The following is a 21,885-nucleotide window of genomic DNA, read 5'->3' as shown; positions in this document are numbered from 1 at the left end:
AATAGAGTTTAGCACAACTGATACTCCGGCAAGCGCATCATGGCGCGTAAAAACGACAAAATGCGAGTATCTGCCATTGCCAGCGACGTTGACCAGTTGGCTGCAATTGTACCGCTCAGCAGCGTTTCCAGAAGACTTGCCCGACGGCTGTCTGTCAGCGGATAATCCAGACAGAAATCGGTTACTTCTCTGACGAAAAGGGCAGCATTTTCCGCATTGCGATAGCTGCGGGCATAAGTAAGAGCATTCAAGCGAAACGGGAGCGTTTGTCCGTTGGTGCGCCTACCGTTTATCAGCGTATCGGTAAATACGTTGCGGTTCGGATAGGTGGTTGAGGTTATCCATTTGCGTTGTCCTTCCCAACCGCGCACATCGGGAGGCTCAAAGAGCTCCTGTTGCAGGCTGCGGGTCATTTCGTTGAGGTAGGAAAAGTCATTGACCGTAAGTTCCAGTTGTTTGATAACCCCGATGGCCAACTCTACGGGCGACTTGATTTTGACACCTTTAAAGCGCGGTTCATAGAAATGGTCGGAGGTAAACAAAAAAGCCAAAACCGGTCTGATTTGATAGTTGTTGCGGCGAAAAACATCAGCCATTTGTTCCACAAAGGCCTCATCGGGTTGATAATAGACAAATTCTTTGTAGAGTTTGCGGCAGATAAAGCGTGCGGTTTCTGCCTGCTCAAATATGATGTCCACAATTTCCCGATAGCCAAAATTGCCGCGTCTGCCCAAAAAGGTTTTGGTTTCCGTATTGAATCTGCTTTGTGTAAAAACAGCATTTAAACCGTTCACCGTCCAGCCTGTAAGCGCCTTGGCGGCTTCGCGAATATCGGCTTCGGTATAGTGCCCAATGCCGATTGTAAATAATTCCAGCAATTCGCGCGCATAATTTTCGTTGGGACTGCTTCGCGTATTGGTTCTGCCATCCAAATAAATCAACATGGCAGGGTCTATGGTCATTGCTTTGGTAAATTCGCGAAAATCGCCAAGCGCATATTGTCGGGTCAGGCGGTTTTGTTCGTAGAGGTACTGCGGATATTGCACTTTGGACGATTCCGACACAAAATGATTGTGCCAAAACAGCACCATTTTTTCCTGAATGTTCAGGCCTTGCCGCGCCATGAGTCCAAGCCACCAAAGACGCATTTCTTGCAGGCGTTGGCGGTCAACCGTCCCGTTGTTGGCAACAGGCGCTTCCCTAATCCATGCACCCGGAGGAGCCGGTGCAGGCAGGTTGGCCAACAATTGATTATTGACAAAATTGGTGAGCGACGTAGAGAGCGCCTGTTCCAAGTCGCGCCTTGTGTAGCCAAACAAAGTTCGGGCTAACAAATGCTTTGCATTGGCAACATTCCATACGGGCGGCATAGGTCTGTCGGTTATTGATATTTGTAAAGTTATAGAAAAAAGTGTTTAAGTGCAAAATTTTGCAAAAATCCCCTTATGGAACGGCACTTTCAGGTTGTTAAGGCGCGACCGTATGCCCGCTGCCACTCATCCAATTTTTTATCCATAATAGCAAACCAAAGCGGCGGCACCATCGCCAGTAAAATCATGGCAGGATAGCCGGCGGGCAGTTGCGGACTTTCAGGAATATGCCGCAAGACCTGATAGCGCTTGTGTGCATAGGCGTGGTGGTCGGAGTGACGCTGCAATTGGAACAAGAAAAAGTTGCTAATCAGTTGGTTAGCGTTCCACGAGTGTAAGGTATTCACTTTTTCGTAACGTCCGGGGGCTACCTCGCGACGCAGGATGCCGTAGTGCTCAATGTAATTAACCAACTCGAGCAAAGTAAAGGCAAGCACGCTCTGTATCAGAAAGAAACCCAGTACAGGCCAAAAGGCCGCCTGACCTGCCCAAAGGCTGAATATCCATGCTACACTAATGCCAAAAACAAACGGCAGCAAAGTGTACCATATCATCATATTTTGCAGGGAATAAGGAGAAAGCCCCCTCTTGCGCAGCCTTTCGGCTTCAAGCCGCCATGCGCTCAGGTAGCCGCCACTGACCGAACGCCACCAGAAAGCGTAAAAATTTTCACCGCGGCGACTGGTAGCGGGGTCTAAGGGCGTACCTACATGCACGTGATGCCCTTTGTTGTGTTCAATGTAGAAGTGCATGTAACAGACGGTCAGCAGCAAAATTTGTGCATACAGCCGCTCAATGGCAGGCTTTTTATGCCCTAACTCATGTGCTACGGTAATACCTATGCCACCTGTTACCAAGGGAACGCCTATCACAAAGCCAATCAGTTCGGCTGTTGTAAACGGGTGAACCGCTATTTGCCACATTGCCCAGAGCAGGAATGCCACCTGAAAATACGTCCATACATAGGTTACAAAACGATAGTAAAATTCTTCCGATACGATTTTAACCTCGCTTTCGGGTACGTTTTCATCGTCTAACCCCACTTGTGCGTCAATCAAGGGGATGAGAATGAACACAAATACGGCCGACATGTAATTCCACCATCCACCGATGTAGAATCCGGCCACAACCAAAGCAGGAATGATAAAAGCAGAAAAAAAGCCGATTTTTTTACCAATATTCATAGCGCATAAGAGGTTTTTTGTTACACAACTTTTGTTTTGCCGGGAATTGCCACAGGATACAGGCCGTTTGCGTCGGGCAGGACTTTGGGCAGTGCATCCCATGCGAGCTTGTCGGGCATCAGATTAATATTGGAGTTCAAGGCTTCTTCCCATGTAATCACTTGCCCCGAATAAGTAGCCATGCGTCCCAAAATGGCTGTCATCGTGCTTTTTGCGCCAAATTCGGCATCCTGAAACTTAAATTCACCTTTGGCGACTGCCTCAAACAGTTCGTCGTGTTCTACCTGATAAGGATTCAGCTCTTTTTCTTTCTTCCGATAACTCCACAAGCGATTGCCTTTCAGGTCGGTGATAACGTGGTTATTGTGAGTTGTGGCGCGCCCCTTCGTACCGATGATGGTTTCCGAAACGCGGCTCATTGTGCCGGGGATGTGGCGGCACTGGCTGTTGAGTATCGTACCGTCCGCATATTCAAATTCCACGAAATGATGGTCAAAAATTTCGCCATATTGTTTACCGGTGCGAACTTCCCTGCCACCCATTCCCTGCGCACGCACTGGGTAGGCATTTTTAGCCCAGTTGAACACATCAATATTGTGGATGTGCTGCTCTACAATGTGGTCGCCGCAAAGCCAGTTGAAATAGTACCAGTTCCGCATCTGATATTCCATTTCCGTCCATTCGGGTTTGCGGTCTATCACCCATACGCCATCGTTGTTCCAGTACACCTGTCCGGCCACAATATCGCCGATTTCGCCGCCGTGGATGCGCTGCATCATTTCGCGGTAGCTGGTTTCGTAGTGTCGCTGCAAGCCGACCACCACGTTGAGCTTTTTCTGCTTGGCGAGTTCGGCGGTTTCCAGCACTTTGCGCACGCCGGGGGCATCGGTTGCCACGGGTTTTTCCATAAACACATGCTTGCCCGCTTTGATGCACGCCTCAAAGTGCGCGGGGCGAAAACCGGGCGGTGTAGCCAAAATCACCACATCGGCGAGTTCAATGGCTTTCAGGTAGCCGTCAAACCCGACAAAACGACGCTCTTTGGGAACATCTACCTTGGAGGCAACGTTTACTTCTGTGCCTGTCCAGTCTTTGAACGATTTGGCAGTGAGGGCTTTGTACGAATCCTCGAGGCGGTCTGCAAAGGCATCGGCCATGGCTACCAGCTTCGTATTTTGCTTTACGGAAAGTGCCTGAGCCGCAGCGCCTGTTCCCCTGCCGCCGCAACCGATGAGTGCTACTTTAATGGTATCATCGGCATGGCGGGCATATGCGCCCCAAGGCATACCCATAGCAAGCAAGCCGCCCGAAGCCAGCGCAGAGGCTTTGACAAATGTGCGGCGCGAGTGTAGTTTTTTCGTTTTCATTGTTCGGTGGAATAGCTAATGTAGATTGATTGAAAGTTAGTGATTTTCAGCCGAAATCGGATGCAGTAACCAAAAAACAAAACAACGGCGCAAGCAGACGGAAAAGCTGCGTAACTTTGCAGCCGATGTAATAACATCATTGCTGATGGAAAAAATGTTCAAAACCTCTGAGGTTACTTCCTACGAAATTGCAAGCGATAACGTGTTAAACAATCGCTTGTTTTTTGCCTACAAAAAAGCGGCGGAAATGGTGCACGGCAACCTGCTGGAAGTGGGTTGCGGAACAGGCAAAGGGCTTACTGTTTTTGCAAACCGCTGCGAGCACTACACCGCCATTGACAAGAATACGCAATTGCTTAACCACTTGTCAAAACTCTATCCAAGATTTACGTTTATTGACTGCTTTATTCCGCCCTTGCAAGGAGTAAAAGATAATGATTTTGACGTGGTAGTTACGCTGCAAGTAATAGAACACATTGAAGATGACCATGCATTCCTCCGCGAAATCAGGCGTGTACTGAAACCGGGGGGTAAAGCCATCATCAGCACACCCAATATTAACTATACGCTCTCCCGCAACCCTTGGCATGTTCGCGAATACACGCCCGCTCAACTAAAAGCATTGCTGGAACAGTATTTCCCGGGGCAGGTAGAGCTGAAAGGCGTAAAAGGCAGTGAGGCGGTGATGAAGTACCACGAGCAAAACCGTCGCTCGGTGCAGCGAATTATGCGCTGGGATATTTTTGATTTACAGCACAAACTGCCGCGTCAGGTATTGCAGATTCCTTACGACATATTGAACCGCATCAACCGCAATAAGTTGATGCATCAGGACAACGAATTAGTCAGCAATATCGGCATAGAGGATTTTTCGTTAGACAGCAACCCTGATGTATGCTTAGATTTATTTGCCGTTGTTACCAAAGCGGCATAAGCTCAATCGGTATCGTTCGGCAGCCATACGTAGAAAGTACTTCCTTCGCCGGGAGTACTTTCTACTTTTATGTAGCCACCAAGTGCCTCAACTTGCGTTTTGCATAAGTAAAGCCCCAATCCTTTACCTTCTACATGGGTATGCATCCGTTGATACAGCCCAAAAATTTTGTAATCGTCGGATATATCTACCCCTAAACCGTTGTCGCTGACAGAAATGCAATGTTTGCCGTCAATGGTTTCCGCTTTAATAACAATTTCCAAGGGGCGTTCGGGGTCTCTGAATTTGACCGCATTGTCAATCAGGTGGTTCAAAACGGATTGCAGAAAGTTTTTGGAAGTATAAACTTCCTGTGTGAGCAATTGCTTCTCTACGTGCACATTGTGCAACATGATTTGGTCGGCCACATGTTCCAGCGAATTTCGGATGAGATTGTCCAAATGAACCCATTCCTTGTGAAAATCAGTGGTGTTTCTGATGGACAGTATTTCGGAAAGGTCGCCTACCAGCATATCCAACTTATGGGTCGTAATTTGCAGGTGTTCAAAAACACTTGCATTGATGCTGCTTGAAATTTCGCTTGTATCATAGATATTGAGCAAGCCTTTAATGCTCGCTACCGGCGCTTTGATATTGTGCGAAATGATGTAGGAGAACTGCTCCAAATTTTCATTCTGTCGGATAAGACGATTTACGGTATGGTTCAGTTCTTCGGTGCGTGCGGCAACCTGCTGCTCCAAATAATTGTTCAATATACCGATTTCTTCTTTTTGCAATCGGAGTTCTTCGTTGGTTTCCTGCAACTCAGCAGTGCGTTCTGCCACTTTTTGCTCCAACTCCTCGTTGATTTTCCTTTGTATGTTAATCAGTTGTTCCTGTGCTTTTTCTTTGGCACGCACAATTTGCTGCCTTTCCCACGTGTATTTATCCGTTAGCGCAAGTGCCAGAAATACAGCCTCAATCAATATGCCCACCTCGCCGATGTGCATGAATATAAACTTGGGCAGCAACAGGCCGATATCAAAAAAACTGACATTGTTAGATATGGCAAAAAGGAAATAAATCGTGTGCCCTGCCAGATAGAACCGCGCATACTTCAGTTTCTTTTTAAAATAAAAGTAAAACCCGTAAACGGTGGTCAGCCCCAGTGTGAGCAATGAAAGCATGGACTGCCAAGAAGTGAGCATATTGCGCGGAAATACAAAACTGAGCAGAAATATCAACACATAGAGCAAGAGTAAGCCTTGCAAAATGCGGTAAGTATTGCCGCCGCGTTTGTTAATGTTAAAAAAACTGATAACCAACAAAATTAATCCGCAACGTTGCGCCAAAATGGAATAGAAAAAGGCCACACTTGGGTTGATAACTACATCGGGCAAGAAAAACTGGAAAATGTAGCCGTAGTAAAACAGCAACAGCAAAGCAGAGAAAAAAATGTAGATGGCATAAAACAAGAATGTCCGCTCGCGAAAAGCCAAAAACAATATCAGGTTATAAATGCTGAAAAACAGCAAAATGCCCAAATAAGCCCCGTAAATCCACTCCTGATAAATCACATGGCCAATGAAGCGGGCGGTGCGTTGCAAACTGAGCGGCAGCGTGAAAGCCCGTTCGGTTTGGATGCGTATAAAGTACGAAACAGTACCTGTTTCGCTGTATATGCGCAGCGGAAAAGCAAAAAAACGATAACTGACCGGGCGTGTATGAAACGGAAACTTAGTGCCTGTGCGGTAACTCTCCCACGTTTGCCCGTTGAAATAGAACAGCGATATATCGGAATAGCTTGCAAGCCCGCACGTAAGCACCCAGTCATCCTGTGCAAATGATGCGGCATCTATATCAAATTTCAACCAATATGCAGAAGCCGACATGCCCAAATAAGGAATGTCTGTATCAGATTTCTTAAACAACCCCTTTGCAGCAATTTTTTGAATATCAGACAGTTGTAATTGGCGGGTAGTGTCCTCAAAATAGTAAAAATATTTCCCGAGAGAAATTTCACTTGCCTGCGTGCTTGCCGTAATTACAGTTTGTCGGGCATGGGCAGGCAGCATCACCAATATTGCCCCCAAGGCCATGAGGTATAAATGCCTCATACAGAAGAAGTTGTTTTATCAATAGCGTAAGATAACGACTTTCACGAGAAAATATTACAGCACAACAGGCAAAACATCATCAAACAAAAAACCCCGCCATCATAAAAACGGCGGGGCTTTTCGGTGCAATGAGTTTCCGAAATTAGTTAAGGAACTCATCAAAAGTAATTTGGATGTAGTAGATAGCACCTACTGATGGGTTACCCCAAGCTTGTGTATAGCTTTGGTTCAACAGGTTGCTGCCGCCTACTTTTACGATAGACTTAACAGAAGGTATTTTCAGGCTTACCTGTGCATCTAATGTGCTGAACGCAGGCACAATGCTTTGGCTCGCACCACGGATGGCAGGGCCTACGAAAGAGCTTTGCCATACAAACTGGTCTTGCCAGCGGTAGTTTACGCTGAAGCTCACGTTCTTAATCCAGTTGCGGTTAGAAAGCGACAGGTTATAGCGATACTTAGGTGTGTTGAAAGATGTTTCAAAGCCTGCAGGCAGTTTGTCTGTATTCAGCAGTTCGTTGTAAGAAACGTTACCGCCAACAGCGAAACCTTTAGGCAGTGCATAGTCTACACCCAATGCCCAACCGTGGTTGGTCAGTTGCTGGTCGCTGTTTACAGGGAAGCTGTAAACATTGCGGGTGTCGGCGCTCAACAGTGTCAGCGGTAATGCACCGGCAGGCAGCGGGGTTCTTGATTGTACAACTACTGCACCACCGTCAAAGTTCAGGAATGTGCTGTTGTAATAATAAGCGTCAATAGACAATTTATTGGCAATCAAGCTCTTATAACCAAATTCAAATGAACGCACACGCTCAGGCTGGAAGTCGCGGAACTGGAACTGTTGCAGCAGGCGAGCAGCTTCGGCAGGAGCTACACCACGTTGCAAAGCAGCACCGAATGCCTGTACAGATTGCAGCGTATAAACAGGGTTGTTAATCATGTTATAGCGCTCGCGGAACAGCGGCAGACCACCTACCAATCGGGCTTGCGGAGTCAACAGGTCAATATATTGGTTCTGCGTAGTCGGAATACGGAAACCTGTCTGATAAGAAGCGCGGATGTTGTGGTCTTTGGCAACTGTCAATACAGCAGAAGCACGCGGGTTCACTTGTCCCTTGAAATTTTGGTTCTTATCGTAGCGCAGTGAGCCGCTTAATTTCAAACGGTCTTCAAATAGTTTTTTGGAAGCCTGTACATAACCGCCGTATTCGTTGATGTTAAATTCGCTGCCGTCATCTTGGCGTGCAAAGAGTGTTCCCTCGGAGTTGAGCGCATATATGCGGTAATTGGCACCTACGATGATTTCGGCAAACTTAATCTGATTAGAGAAGTTGTACATACCCTCGAAGTGGTACAGGCTGGTTTTGTCGGTAAAGCGTGCACCTACGCCTTGTGCATTGCCCGGAATAGGACGGCTGCGAACAGCTTCAGATGCGCGTTGGAACTCTGCCGAGCCGGGCAGGAAGCGTCCTTGGTCGGCTATGGCACGTGCTTGCTGATGGAAGGTGTTGAAACCTGCTTGAGCAGCAGCGGCAGCAGCGGCAGCGGCAGCAGCAGGGGTTTGTCCCTGTGCTAAAGCACCTGCAAAAGTGGTGGCATAAGCACCCAAGGCGCGCTCGCCGAATGCACCGAAGTATTGAGGGAACCATGTAGTGCTTGGTTTCCATGCTTCGTTGATACCTGAACCCAATGTACCGATGGCATAAGAGTCGCCTGAGTTTTCACGGGTAGTATAGGCGCGCAAATAAAAGTTAGAACCGCGCACCTCGGCCTTGTATTGTGCCAGCGTGAAGTTGCTCAACGAATAGCGGTCAGCACCTGTATAAACGGTAGTACCCATACCTAAGTTGGCTTGCAAAATGGCTTCTACCTTATCGTTCAGGCGATAGTGCAACGCACCGTTAAACTTCACACTCTTGGTAGTATAGTCTGCCAAATCGCGCTCGTTGTAGCCGGTACGTGAAACGAATGTATTCGGAATAATAGCATTAAAAATTTGTTGAGGTGTTTGACCTGTCAGTTGAGTGAGCGAAGCACCGCCAATGCCGGGCGTTCCGGCAGGATAGCGGAAGCTGGCAATTGCACCCAAGAAAGGCGAAGTACCGCCCGCACCCGTGCCCGGTTGACCATTGGCAAACAGAGAAGTAAACAGGTTTACGTTGTTTTCGTCGCCGTAGGTGTTCACGCCGTTGTAGCCCGGGTTGTTGGCGCGGTTGCCTGTGGTAGCGTTGAAACCGTTCAGCAAGCTCTGGTCGCGGATATCGGAGGCTTGCCAGTCGTTGGCACGCAAATAGCCTATGTTTATTTTAAATGCCAATTTGTCGTTGATGGATTTGGCATAGCGGATGGCAGCATCAACCATACCTGTTGCACCCAGCGCATCTTCTGTACCGGGTTTCAAACGGTTTTTCTCGCTCATCAAACCTGTGCGTACATAGGCACTTGCCCCCTGATACTGGAACGGATTTTTGGAGTTCATCAAAATGATACCGTTGATAGCGTTCGGGCCGTAGAGAGCAGAGGCTGCACCGGGCAACAGTTCCAGTGTCTCGAGGTCAAGCTCGGAGATACCTACAATGTTACCTACGGGGAAGTTCAAACCGGGCGCTTGGTTGTCCATACCGTCAATCATTTGCACCGTGCGCACGTTGCCGTTGGCATTGAAACCACGGGTGTTGAATGAGCGGAAGGTCAAACTCTGCGTGCTCATTTCTACGCCTTTCATATTTTGCAAAGCGTCGTAGAAGTTGGCTGCCGGTGTTTCGCGGATTTGCATAATATCCATGCGCTCAACGGTAACAGGCGACTTCAGTACGCTCTCTTCCACGCGGGAAGCGGAAACCACTACTTCCTGCCCCATGATGGTTTGCTCGTTCAGCGCAATATCCAAGTTCATACCGTCGGAAGTAACTTCAACTTCTTTGCTCTGATAGCCTATAATAGATACTTGCAAGGTAAACGGAGGCGCACTGTTTACTTTCAGTGTGAAATTGCCTTTCCCATCGGTGATAGTACCTACCACGCGGTCTTTCACTTTAATATTTACGCCGGCAAGTGTTTCTTTCGTGCCTGCATCCGTTACCTTACCGGTTACGGTTGTTTGAGCCATTGCTTGGGCAGCCATCAGCAGCACCATGCCCAAAGCAAAGCATAGCTGTTTAGTAAGTTTTGCTAACATTTTCTTCACTGTTTTGAATGAATAATGATTGGTTATTTAGGTTGTGTCTCTCAATTTTAAGTGAAAATAGACAAACTAACAAAACACCTGCAAATATTACTGGTGAATGTTTATAATTTCGTTGCGAGCTTCATTACGCCTATGTCGGTATTTTTGGAAAAGGTCGCCAATAGTTTGTTAGAAGACCATATCTCTGTAAGGGGTTGGGAAGAACTTACTTCGTGGTATTTGATACTTCCTACGCGTCGGGCATGTCTGTATATGAAGCAATATTTGGCAAAAGTTGCTCCACATTCGTTCCTTGCGCCCGAAATTTTAGCCGCCGATGATTTTGTAGCCCGCATCGCCGGACTCACCATCCCCGACCATGTTTCGCTTTTATTTTCGCTGTATGAAAGCTACCGACTTTTTGATACCGACCCCAACCATAACTTAGACAGATTCGCGCCGCTGGGTGCTGCACTGCTGCGCGATTTTGATTTAATTGACAAAAATATGGTAGAGGCTGACAAACTGTTTGACTACGTGGAGGAAGCCAAAGCTATTGAGCGATGGGCTGAAGAATTGGGGCAAGACATCGCCTACATACAGGCGAAAATCGGACAAAACAGCACGGTATCGGCTTATTATCAATTTTGGCAATATCTGAAAAATACTTACTTCCATTTTCGGGGCAAACTGTTGGATGCAGGCAGCGCCTATCTGGGTATGGCCTACCGCATTGTGGCAGAAAATGCCAAACAAATTGCTGAAAAACAGCAACTGAAAAAAGTCTTTTTCATAGGGTTCAACCAATTGGCGGCGGCCGAAACGGAAATTTTTCAACGCTTCAAGCGGTTGGGCATTGCCGAGTTCTATTGGGATACCGATGAGTTTTACATCGCCGCACAGCCTCGCCATGAGGCAGGTCTGTATTTGCGGCGGCATAAAAACGAAGGATTGATTCCATCGGCCTATGAATGGGGCAAAACGCTGACCGAAGAACCCAAAAAGATTGATGTGATTGCTGTTAGCAACAAGGTTACGCAGGCAAAACTCTGCGGCGACCTGTTGCAAAAAGCCATACTTGAAAAAATACAAGCCGCCCCCTCACTTGCCGAAGGCATTGCAGACTTTAAACAATCCATCAACTATGTAGGGATATTGTTGCCCGATGAAAGTATGTTGATGCCTGTGCTGTATGCCCTGCCGACCGCGGCAATCAACGGGGTGGAACTGCCCGCCAAAGAGTATCTGAACATTACCATGGGGCTTTCCATGGACAAAACGCCATTTTTCAGCCTCATAGACAACCTGTTTGCCATGCAGGCAAACTTTGCAACCGACGAAAACGGGCAGCGTTTGGTCTATTTTCGGGATATTTTTAAACTGCTTCGCCACCCCTACCTGCAATATTCCACCCGATTCGCTCAGGACTATGACAAAGTACAAGAGCACCTGATTCATATTCAGAAAGAAAATCTGGTATATGTGCCGCTGGAAACCCTGCTGGCATGGGGCGAAGGAACGAGCTTCTATCAAACGGTCTTTCGCTGGTGGGACAACCGCGCCGATACAGCGCTGCAAGCCCTTTTTGACCTGTGCGAAGTTCTTTCCCAACTGTTTGACGGGGAAAACAACGTACTGGAAAATGAGTTTCTGTTGCAGTTTTTCACCCTGCTCAAACGCATAGAGAGCGTATTGGGAGACTACAAAAAGCAAATCAGCGCCCGCACCTTGCAGCAGTTTCTCTATGAAACCATTCGCGGGGCTGTGGTGCCCTTTACCGGAGAGCCACTTAGCCCGCTGCAATTGATGGGGATGCTGGAAAGCCGCACGCTGGATTTTGAGCGACTGATTATTCTTTCTTGTAACGAAGGCATCATGCCCAAGGGCAAACAGTTTGGCTCAGTTATCCCGATGGATATCCGCAAGCGGTTCGGTATGCCCACCCACACGGAAAACGACGCAACCTATGCCTATACTTTTTACCGTTTGCTGCACCATGCGCGCCATGTAACGCTTGTGTATGTAGATGCGGTAGGTGGCAGGGGCATCAATACGACCGAAAAAAGCCGCTACATTACGCAATTGGAAGCCGAACTTGCCAAATACGACAATATCACGCTGCGTCAATACCGTTTGCAACTCAACTTGCCCGAAAAAGCAGCCGCTGTTTTGCAGGTAGAAAAAACGCCCGCAGTGCTGGCAATGGTGCGGGAATATTTGCAGAAAGGTATTCCGCCCTCTGCCATCAACCTCTACATAGACAATCCGCTGGCATTTTTTCAGCGATATATCCTTGCTTTGGGCGAACCCAACGAGATGGAAGAGGATATGATGGACCATACTTTCGGCTCAATGGTTCACCAAACACTGGAAAACCTGTTCAAAAACTACGAACAGAAAACCCTTACCCCCGAAGCCATCGCCGAACTTGCCAACAACCCCGAACAACTTGACCAACTGCTCAATGATGCCATTACACGTATCAAAGGCGGCATTATTACAGACAAGGGCAAAAACTACCTGCTCAAATACATCGCCGGCTGGCTAATTGAACAATTCCTTAACAAGGAAAAAGACAATGCGCCTTTTGAGTTGCTCGCACAAGAAACCGATTTGCGCACTCCGCTTAACGTTCAGTTGCTCGCTACCGGCGAAACCGTTCCCGTATTATTGAAGGGCACAGCCGACCGCATTGATATTTGCAACGACCAACTGCGGGTAGTGGACTACAAAACAGGTACTTTCAGCCAAACAGACCTGACGGCTGCCAATTTGGAAGAGTTATTCATCAATCCGCAAAAGAGCAAGGTAGTGCAGTTGCTGATTTACAAATACCTGCTAATCAAGCATTTGCAAAATCAATCAACCTTCAAAACATCGGCAAAAGCCGCACAGTTGGTCAATGATTTCAACATAACATCGGGCTTCTACTTTTTCCGAAAACTCAACGAAGGTTTTCAGCCCTACAAACTGGACGACGAACCGCAAACGATAAGCGATTTTAATACTTATGTGGAAACCTTCCTCCAAAAAATCATTGACGAAATGTTAGACCCCGCAATCTCGTTTGCAGAACGCAATGTTTCGGAAAATGAGGAGGAGTAAAAGCACTGCCGATTCCGATTGGCACAAATAAAGCGTAATTTTGTGTACATACACTTTTTGCACACCGCATTTGCCTATGCAATCCTTCTCACACCTGCACTGCCACACACAATTTTCGCTGCTGGACGGCGCAGCAAGCATTTCCGGCATGATGAAAAAAGCCGCTGCCGACGGCATGAAAGCCGTTGCCCTGACCGACCACGGCAATATGTTCGGGGCTTTCAAATTCGTAGCGGAAGCCGATAAGCACGGCATAAAACCCATTGTAGGCTGTGAGTTTTACCTTGTGGCAGACCGCCACCGAAAAGAGTTTGGCAAAGGCAGCAAAGACATTCGCTTTCACCAACTGCTGCTGGCCAAAAATCCCGAAGGCTATCGCAACCTCTCCAAACTGTGTTCGCTGGGCTTCATTGAGGGCTTGTACAGCAAATACCCGCGCATAGACAAGGAACTGATTCAGAAATACCACAAAGGTCTGATTGCTACTTCCTGCTGCATTGGCGCGGAAGTGCCGCAAGCCATCATTCATCAGGGGGCAGAGGCAGCCGAAAAGCTGTTGCAGTGGTGGATTGACCTTTTCGGCGAAGACTATTACATAGAGTTGCAGCGCCACCACATCAACGACATAGACGGAACGGGTATCAGCCAAGAGGACGTCAACCAAACCCTCATCGGTTTTGCCAAAAAGTACAACCTCAAAATTATTGCCACCAACGACAGCCACTACATTGACCAGAAAGATGCAGACCCGCACGATATTCTGCTGTGTATCAACACGGGTGAAAAGCGCTCCACCCCCGTTGGCGATGGAAAAGGCTTTCGGTTTGGCTTCCCCAATAACGAATTTTTCTTCAAGTCGCAGGCAGAAATGAACCAACTGTTCGGCGACTTGCCGCAAGCGCTGGACAATACCAACGAAATTGTAGAAAAAGTTGAAAAGCTAAAGCTCAAGCGCGACATTCTGCTGCCCAACTTTCCGCTGCCCGAAGGTTTTCAAACCCAAGACGACTACTTGCGTCATCTCACCTTTTTGGGCGCCAAACGCAACTACGGAACCATTACGTCGGAAATAGAGGAACGCCTCAACTTTGAGCTGGAAATTATCAAAAAAATGGGGTTCCCGGGCTACTTCCTCATTGTGCAGGATTTTATTGCCGCCGCACGGCAGTTAGGTGTGGCTGTTGGGCCGGGGCGCGGTTCGGCTGCCGGCTCGGCTGTGGCCTACTGCACCGGCATTACCAACATTGACCCGATTAAGTACAATTTGCTTTTCGAGCGTTTCCTAAATCCCGAGCGCGTGTCCATGCCCGATATTGACGTGGACTTTGACGACGTAGGCCGTCAGCGCGTTATTGACTATGTGGTGGACAAATACGGCAGAAATCAAGTGGCACAAATTATCACCTACGGCAGCATGGCGGCCAAAATGTCGGTGAAAGACGTAGGCCGCGTGCTGGATTTCCCGTTGGAGGAAACCAACCAGTTAGCCAAGCTGATTCCCGAAAAGCCCGGCACCACACTGGCCAAAGCCTACGAAGAAGTGCCCGAATTGGCAGCCATTCGCAAGGGCAACGACCTCCGCGCCGAAATTCTGAAAAGTGCCGAAATCTTGGAAGGTTCGGTGCGCAATACGGGCATCCATGCGGCAGGCGTTATCATCGCGCCGGCAGATTTGACAGACTATATACCCGTTTGCGTTGCCAAAGACTCCGACCTGCTCGTTACCCAGTTTGACGGCAAGGTAATTGAAGATGCGGGGATGCTTAAAATGGACTTTTTGGGCTTAAAAACCCTGACCATCATTCAAGATGCCATCAAACTCATCAAGAAAAATCATGGCAAAGAAATTGACATAGACCGCATTCCTTACGACGACCCCAAAACTTTTGAACTCTATCAGCGCGGCGAAACCATAGGTACTTTCCAGTTTGAATCCGAAGGTATGCGGATGTACCTCAAAGAACTGAAACCCACCAACATAGAAGACCTGATTGCGATGAACGCCCTTTACCGTCCGGGGCCGATGCAGTTCATCCCGAACTACATTGCCCGCAAGCACGGCCGCGAACAGGTGGAGTTTCCGCATCCGCTGTTGGAGCCTATCCTTGGCTATACGTTCGGCATCATGGTTTATCAGGAGCAGATTATGCAAACTGCTCAGATTCTGGCCGGCTACTCGCTCGGCGGCGCGGATTTGCTGCGCCGTGCGATGGGTAAAAAGGATAAGGAAAAAATGGCAAAGGAAAAAGACAAATTTGTTGCCGGAGCCAAACAACTGCACAACATTCCGCAAAATAAAGCCGAAGAAATTTTCGGCATCATGGAAAAATTTGCCGAGTACGGATTTAACCGTTCTCACTCTGCGGCCTACTCTGTGGTGGCTTACCAAACAGGCTATCTCAAAGCCAACTATCCCGCCGAGTACATGGCATCGGTGTTGACCCATTCCATGGGCGATATTGACAAAATCAGTTTCTTCCTTGAAGAATGTAAACGCATGGGGCTCACCGTATTAGGCCCCGACGTGAACGAATCGTCCGCCACTTTCGACGTAAACAAAAAAGGACAAATCCGCTTCGGATTGGGTGCCATTAAAGGTGCGGGCGAGGCAGCCGTGGATAGCATCATTCAGGAGCGCGAAGAAAAAGGCACATTCAGTAGCATCTGGGATTTTGCTGAACGCATCAACCTGCGCACAGTCAATAAAAAGACCTTTGAAAGCCTTGCCTACGGCGGAAGTTTTGACTGCTTTACCGATATTCACCGCGCGCAGTATTTCCATACGCCCGAAGGCGACAGTTCCGGTATTGAAAAAATTATCCGCTACGGCAATGCCGCACAAAGCGAAAAACTTTCGCTGCAAGCCTCCCTTTTTGGCGGCGGTGGCGGCGGCACGGTGGCTAAACCCAAATTGCCGCCTTGCGAGCCATGGACGGATTTAATTAAACTCAAATTTGAGAAAGAAGTAGTCGGTTTTTATCTCTCCGGTCATCCGTTAGACCAGTTCCGCGAAGACATCAAGAATTTCTGCACCTGTGCCGTTACCGAAATTGAAAATTTCAAAGGCCAAGAAATAAAAATTGCAGGCATTGTTGCCAACGTAAACAATCGCGTAGGCAAAAACGGCAAGCCTTTCGGCATTTTTACCATCGAAGACTATCAAGGCTCGCTGGAATTTGCCCTCTTTGGCGAAGATTACCTGAAACACAGCTACATGCTTTCGTTGGGGCAGTTTCTTTTCCTGAAAGGCAAAGTACAGGAGCGCTACGGACAAATTGGCGTATGGGAATTTCGCCCGACGCAAATTCAACTGCTGGCAGATATCCGCGAAAAAATGATTCGCAAGTTAGAACTGCGCATCAACGTACAACAGATTTCCGCCGATATGCTCAATGCCTTGCAGCAAGCCGTTCAGCAACATGCGGGCACTTGCGAGCTGCGAGTAGCCGTTTTTGACCCAATACAAAACATGAACGTTGAAAGCGTATCGCGCAGGTATAAAATCAACCCGGGCAACGAGTTTTTGCAAAAATTAGCTGATTTGAATCTGGAATATCGGATGATTGGGTAACGCGAATTTTTTTCGCGATAGAATCTTGAAAAAATTTAATTTAGCTCTATGTTATCCATAGAGGGACAATACGTGCCTTGTCCTACAAATTTACCCGCATCGGAAAAATGCAATTCACGGAATCACATTTTCGTGCAAGCGGTGTCGTTTTGATTTTTTTGCGCAAAACGCACTGATTTTCAATTGAATAGCAAATAATTCGCGTTGGGTAAGAAAATAGCGCGATTGTGTAAAACTCAGCGACTTTGCGGTTGAAAAATTTGTAAGTGTGTTTTAAAATGCTCTCCCAACTTATAAAAAACCCAACGGGTCTTTAAGACCCATTAGGTTTAAATGCTTGATTTTGAATAATTTACGACTTATTGAAACTGGTAATCTACTCCGCGCACCTGTGTGAGCAAATCCTGCGGCACATCCAAAGCCTTAGCAGAAACAGCAGGTTTAGGCGTTACAGGGCTGTTGGCTTTCAGATAATCCTTCATGACCATGTGTAGCGTGAAAGGTGTATTTTTCATATTTTTAACACCTTTCATGCGGCAAAGTACATCTTCGGGGTCGCCGTCGCGTTCACAGGCGCAGAGTGTATAGGTCTTATCGGGGTTTAACGGCTCGTTGTTGATAAGAACACTTTGCACCCGCTGTCCTTTTTCACCATGCGCGTTGAAAGTGATTTTCATGCCTTTAAATTTCACTACCCATCCGCCAAAGCGTTCGGCAGCATTTTTGGCAAACACGTTGTTCAACTCTTTTTCCAGCCATTCACTGATTTGCCTGCCTGTTGCCTGCGCCACGCGCACTGTGCTGTCCACCGGCAACATCTCGTACAAGAAGGCGCTGTTAATCGGAATATTGCCTGTTTTGTCGGGAGTAGCCCGCGGCGAGCAGAATCGGAAACCGTTGGAAAGCACCACATCTACGTTGTATTCTTTCTGCAACTTCCAGTACAGCGCATCCAGAATCATGGTGTCAATCGTATTTTCAATAACGAAATAGCGATAAAGCGGCAGCGTGCTGTAGCCGATAATGGTTTGCAAGTCTTCCAAAAACGGATGCTCATTTTCTGCTATCAGCGCTTCCATTGCCTTGTCGGGCTTGTAGCGTGTGCTGCTGATTTCCACTAATTCGTATTCGTCTTTTACGATTTTGCCGTTCTGTACGGTCAATTCCAGCTTACCTACAAAAGAACCAAACGCCCCCGGTTCTACCACTTTGGCATATTTGCAGACAATCGGTGTGCGCACGCGCTCGTGTGTATCGCCGCCGAAAATATAGTCCACTCCTTCGCAAACGGGCAGGTTGGCCAAGTGAATTTGCTGCGAAAGCCCCAAGTGCGAAAGCAAAATGACAAAATGGCATTGCTCCTGATTGCGCAATACATCTACATAATAGGCAATATTTTCTTCGGGCTGTGTATAAATAATCCCCTTACTGTAATTGGGAGATTGGCGAATCGGTACCAGCGGGTCGGTATAACCGATAAAACCGATTTTAATGCCGTTTACATGCCAAATATGGTAAGGTTGGAAAATCAACTCACCCTTTTTGCCGTCGCCGAGGTCGTGGTACATATTAGTACAAACCTTCGGTGCATTGAGCGAGCCGAGCAGTTGCTGCATTGTTTTTTTGTAATACACCACTTCCCAGTTGCCCGGCAGATACAGGTCGTAGTTCAGTTGATTCAGGATAGGAACCAACGCTTTGCCCTTGGTTTTAACCGAAAGCTCACTACCCTGAAACATATCACCCGTATCAACTAAAAAAGTGTACGGATTTTTTTTGCGAAACTCATTCAAGTAGGTTGCCATGTGTGCATAACCGCCTGCTTTGCGAAAAACGGCTTTCCCGTTTTCCCAGAACAGTTCGTCGTGTGCGTGCAGTTGGCAATGCACGTCGGTAGTTTGCAATAAATTGATAGTAAAGTTCTGATTTTGAGTTTCTTGCGGCTTTTCTTCCCGATGAGCCTCTGCACTGAAAGGCAGCGCGGAAAACGTTGCGCCGCCAATACTTATTGCACTTAATTGTTTGAGGAAATCCCTGCGTTCATGTTGCTTTTTCATTGTCATTATTTAAAGATGGTGATTAGTTTTTCTTAGGCAGTGTGTAATAGAAATGTGTAATAAGGTTACTTTCATCAATGTATTGCATCCGATTGCGCAACAATCGGTTGGCATACATGTAACCCAACTCAATCCGCCATTTTGGATTGGGCTTATAATTAATATTGAAAATCAAGCGATTATGGTCATACAACTGATTTTTTTCTGCACCATATACGTGCAGCAGCAATTCATTGGCCATAAAAAGTTGCCATTTATCAGCCATGCGGTAACGCACCCCCAACCGCTGCCTGAATCGCACCAGGTCATTGGGGGTTCCCTGAAAATCGCGGTATTCTACCCATGTACGCGCTGCTGCCGATAACTTGTTCGTAAGTGTCGGCTGCCACTCAGCCAGTATGGACGGGCGAATTTCGTGCTGCAATGGTGCCTCTGCATCGGAAGGAGCAACAATAACGGGACTTGATGCAAACCAAGTAAACGGTGAAATACTTGCCGAAAACTTAGCAGATGGTCTGTAATGAACGAACAAGCGAAGGCTGTGGGTTAAGTGTGCCGTTGTCGGATTCCAACCCGATTCGGAAAAATAATTGTTCTGACGGCGAATCTGACCTTCCAACTCTGTATAGAAAACAGAACTAACGGGCGTTGTAATTGACAACCTTGTCCACCAGTTCATATGTAGCTGCGCATGGGCAGGTGAAAAAATCAGCAAGGAATAAATGGTTAGAATTGTTATACAGACCTGCACTTTAAACATATTTTCATATAAACATGTATTTATGCGTAATAGTACTAACTTTATTTCATATATGCAAGATTCCCGCAATTCGTTTAAATTTGAGCAAACAAGCTAATTATGTCTCCGCGCCCCCTGCTTGCTGCCAGCCGCAAAGAGTTGAATCAAATCGCATTAGATGTTAAAGAGGGAACTGTTCCTACTGATTTACAAGGCTTTGTATTCATTAACTCTGCCGTGGGAACGGTTAATACCAACGGCCTTCCCTATACGGAGCGCTACTCGGACGGCAGCATTGCGCAGGAATACAGCACACCTGTTATCAACGGCGATGGTTTAATTCTTAAATTTGATTTAACAAAAAAAGGTCAGGTACTGCTGAGTACGGGGCTGATGCGCACTCCCTGCTATTACGCCGACGAAGCAACGATGCGCGGCACGGTTTGGCACAAAAAATACGGTTTCATGAATTTAGGGCTGGCGCGCATTTCCATTAAAATGGGAACGCGAAATCAGATTAACACTGCCGTTCAGCCTGTCAAATTCGGCAATGATAAGCACACACGCCTGCTGGCTACTTTTGATGCAGGCCGCCCCTTTGAGTTTGACCCGCATACCCTCAACCTAATTACACCCATTGGCGCTAATAAAGAATGGCGTGGCGGAACGCCGCCTTTCATGCGCCAACCTTTTGCCATGGTGCTGACAACGGCACACCCTGTATTTGACCCGCGCACCCGCGAGTTGTTTACGGTAAACTTTACCAAAACCGATGAAGCACTGATGGCTTCCACGACCATTTTTAGTTGGCTGGAAACCGACCCCGACGGATTGGAAGAGCGCATCCGCAACTTTATGCGGATAGTGGAAAAAGAAAACCTCTCGCGCGAAGATTTTCTTACCCGCGCGGCCGGATTTATCCGCGGACTGGAAAACAAATACATTCCGCAAAATTCTGTTTGGGAGAAAATATGGAACTGGCTGAAAGCCAAAATTTTAGGCAAAATAGATTCGTCCATCAGCAATAAAAACGCAGTTTATCTGATGAGATGGAACGGGCAAGGCGCCATGCAGCAATGGGAAGTTACAGACCAAGACGGCAACGGCTTGCTCATTGACCAAAATATGCACCAAATCGGCTTCAGCGAGGATTATATCATCCTGATTGATGCCGCTTTTAAGTTTAGCTTGGATGTGATGCTGTACAACGTGTTTCCCGACAAGGAAGATATAGATGCGTTTATGCGCAAACTCACCAGTGGCGTACAGCAAGACTCAACCGATATTTATCTGGTGCATCGGGCAGACCTGCGCCCCGATGTAAAACATGTGAAGGCAAAAAAAATTGTCATTCCGATAGAAACCGTTCACTTTTCGGTGAACTATAAAAATCCTTATGGCATTATTACCATGTTTTCGGCACATAACTGCTCTGCCTGCCCTGCCGAATGGATTCGCTCCTACGACCGCGAGGCTGTTAATCCGCAGCAACCGATTCGCAAAGACAAAGTAGGGTTGCTGGCCGTAGGCGCAATGGACGTAGGTCAAGTAGGCCGCATAGTAATGGATGCCAAGAACGGAACTTACCTCGCCGACCACAGCAAATATTATTACAATACCAATAACCGCGAAGCACACACGTGGGGTATTGGTTTATACACCCACCGCGATATGTGCTCGGCGGATAACACAACAGACGATATTACGCATATGTACTGGCAGAGCTACGGCCTCCGCCCCGATATGCTTACCGTATTTATTCGCAACCTGTACGACGACCCCAAACGCAACCGCAAAGTGCCTGTACCGGAGGTTTTGGAAGCCACGCGCCAAGGCTCGCAGTACACCCTCTTTTGTCTGGAAACCGCAGGAATGACAGTAGATGATTTTTACACATTTGACAAAGAAACCTACTTCTGGTCATTGCAGTTTGTACCTCGCAGCGAACCTCGCAGCGATATACCACCCTACAAAGATGGTTACATACTGACAACGGTTTCCGTAGGCTATCCGCTTTCGGATGGCACATACGATTACCAACCTGAAATCTGGATTTTTGATGCCACAGCCCTCGCCAAAGGGCCTGTTTGCAAATTAAACCACCCCGATATGTCCTTCGGGTTTACTATCCATACCGTATGGGTGCCCGATGCACAACCCAATACAAACCCTGACTATGTAATCAACATCAGGGAGGATTACGATTACATGCTTGGCAAAATACGCAACAAACAAATCAGACAAGAAATTAGTCAAATTTTTAATCAATACGTCTATCCAAATTTTTAACAGGCAA

At 47.4% G+C, this 21,885-nt stretch carries 11 protein-coding genes; 4 read left to right on the top strand and 7 right to left on the bottom strand.

Annotation, left to right across the window (positions count from 1 at the left end):
• Window positions 1–8: 8 nt before the first annotated feature.
• The 3 genes from NDK19_RS14635 to NDK19_RS14625 form a co-directional block, all read right to left on the bottom strand.
• Entirely contained in the window at window positions 9–1,370 is a 1,362-nt protein-coding gene (locus NDK19_RS14635; RefSeq protein ID WP_250632647.1) for a DUF1800 domain-containing protein, read from the bottom strand.
• Window positions 1,371–1,459: 89 nt separating this feature from the next.
• Entirely contained in the window at window positions 1,460–2,554 is a 1,095-nt protein-coding gene (locus NDK19_RS14630) for an alkane 1-monooxygenase (RefSeq protein WP_250632646.1), read from the bottom strand.
• Window positions 2,555–2,574: 20 nt separating this feature from the next.
• Window positions 2,575–3,921, bottom strand: coding sequence for a Gfo/Idh/MocA family protein (locus NDK19_RS14625; protein WP_250632645.1), 1,347 nt, complete (start codon window positions 3,919–3,921; stop codon window positions 2,575–2,577).
• Between the two features lie 145 nt (window positions 3,922–4,066).
• Here NDK19_RS14625 and NDK19_RS14620 point away from each other — a divergent pair, with 145 nt between their 5' ends.
• Window positions 4,067–4,855, top strand: a complete 789-nt coding sequence (locus NDK19_RS14620; protein WP_317207176.1) for a class I SAM-dependent methyltransferase — start codon at window positions 4,067–4,069, stop codon at window positions 4,853–4,855.
• Between the two features lie 2 nt (window positions 4,856–4,857).
• Here NDK19_RS14620 and NDK19_RS14615 read toward each other — a convergent pair whose 3' ends face one another.
• Together NDK19_RS14615 and NDK19_RS14610 are read right to left on the bottom strand one after the other, a co-directional pair.
• Complete coding sequence (locus NDK19_RS14615) at window positions 4,858–6,951, bottom strand: sensor histidine kinase (protein ID WP_250632644.1); 2,094 nt, start codon at window positions 6,949–6,951, stop codon at window positions 4,858–4,860.
• Between the two features lie 142 nt (window positions 6,952–7,093).
• Window positions 7,094–10,129 (bottom strand): TonB-dependent receptor domain-containing protein, encoded by a 3,036-nt coding sequence (locus NDK19_RS14610; protein ID WP_250632643.1) that lies wholly within the window; start codon window positions 10,127–10,129, stop codon window positions 7,094–7,096.
• Window positions 10,130–10,270: 141 nt separating this feature from the next.
• Between NDK19_RS14610 and NDK19_RS14605 the strand changes: the two genes are divergently transcribed.
• The gene (locus NDK19_RS14605; protein WP_250632642.1) at window positions 10,271–13,222 is read left to right on the top strand and encodes a PD-(D/E)XK nuclease family protein; all 2,952 of its coding nucleotides are present in this window, start codon (window positions 10,271–10,273) and stop codon (window positions 13,220–13,222) included.
• Window positions 13,223–13,298: 76 nt separating this feature from the next.
• The gene (gene dnaE / locus NDK19_RS14600) at window positions 13,299–16,793 is read left to right on the top strand and encodes a DNA polymerase III subunit alpha (protein WP_250632641.1); all 3,495 of its coding nucleotides are present in this window, start codon (window positions 13,299–13,301) and stop codon (window positions 16,791–16,793) included.
• Between the two features lie 359 nt (window positions 16,794–17,152).
• Here dnaE and NDK19_RS14595 read toward each other — a convergent pair whose 3' ends face one another.
• Together NDK19_RS14595 and NDK19_RS14590 are read right to left on the bottom strand one after the other, a co-directional pair.
• Window positions 17,153–18,850, bottom strand: a complete 1,698-nt coding sequence (locus NDK19_RS14595; RefSeq protein WP_250632640.1) for a bifunctional metallophosphatase/5'-nucleotidase — start codon at window positions 18,848–18,850, stop codon at window positions 17,153–17,155.
• 22 nt (window positions 18,851–18,872) lie between these two features.
• On the bottom strand, window positions 18,873–19,529 hold the full coding sequence (locus tag NDK19_RS14590) for a DUF2490 domain-containing protein (RefSeq protein WP_250632639.1): 657 nt from the start codon (window positions 19,527–19,529) through the stop codon (window positions 18,873–18,875).
• Window positions 19,530–19,709: 180 nt separating this feature from the next.
• On the opposite strand from NDK19_RS14590, the gene NDK19_RS14585 reads away from it, so the two are divergent.
• Window positions 19,710–21,878 (top strand): carotenoid oxygenase family protein, encoded by a 2,169-nt coding sequence (locus tag NDK19_RS14585; protein ID WP_250632638.1) that lies wholly within the window; start codon window positions 19,710–19,712, stop codon window positions 21,876–21,878.
• Window positions 21,879–21,885 lie beyond the last annotated feature (7 nt).

Source organism: Rhodoflexus caldus (genome assembly GCF_021206925.1).
Classification (GTDB): Bacteria; Bacteroidota; Bacteroidia; order Cytophagales; family Thermoflexibacteraceae; genus Rhodoflexus; species Rhodoflexus caldus.
This window is presented reverse-complemented; position numbering and strand designations above follow the sequence as displayed.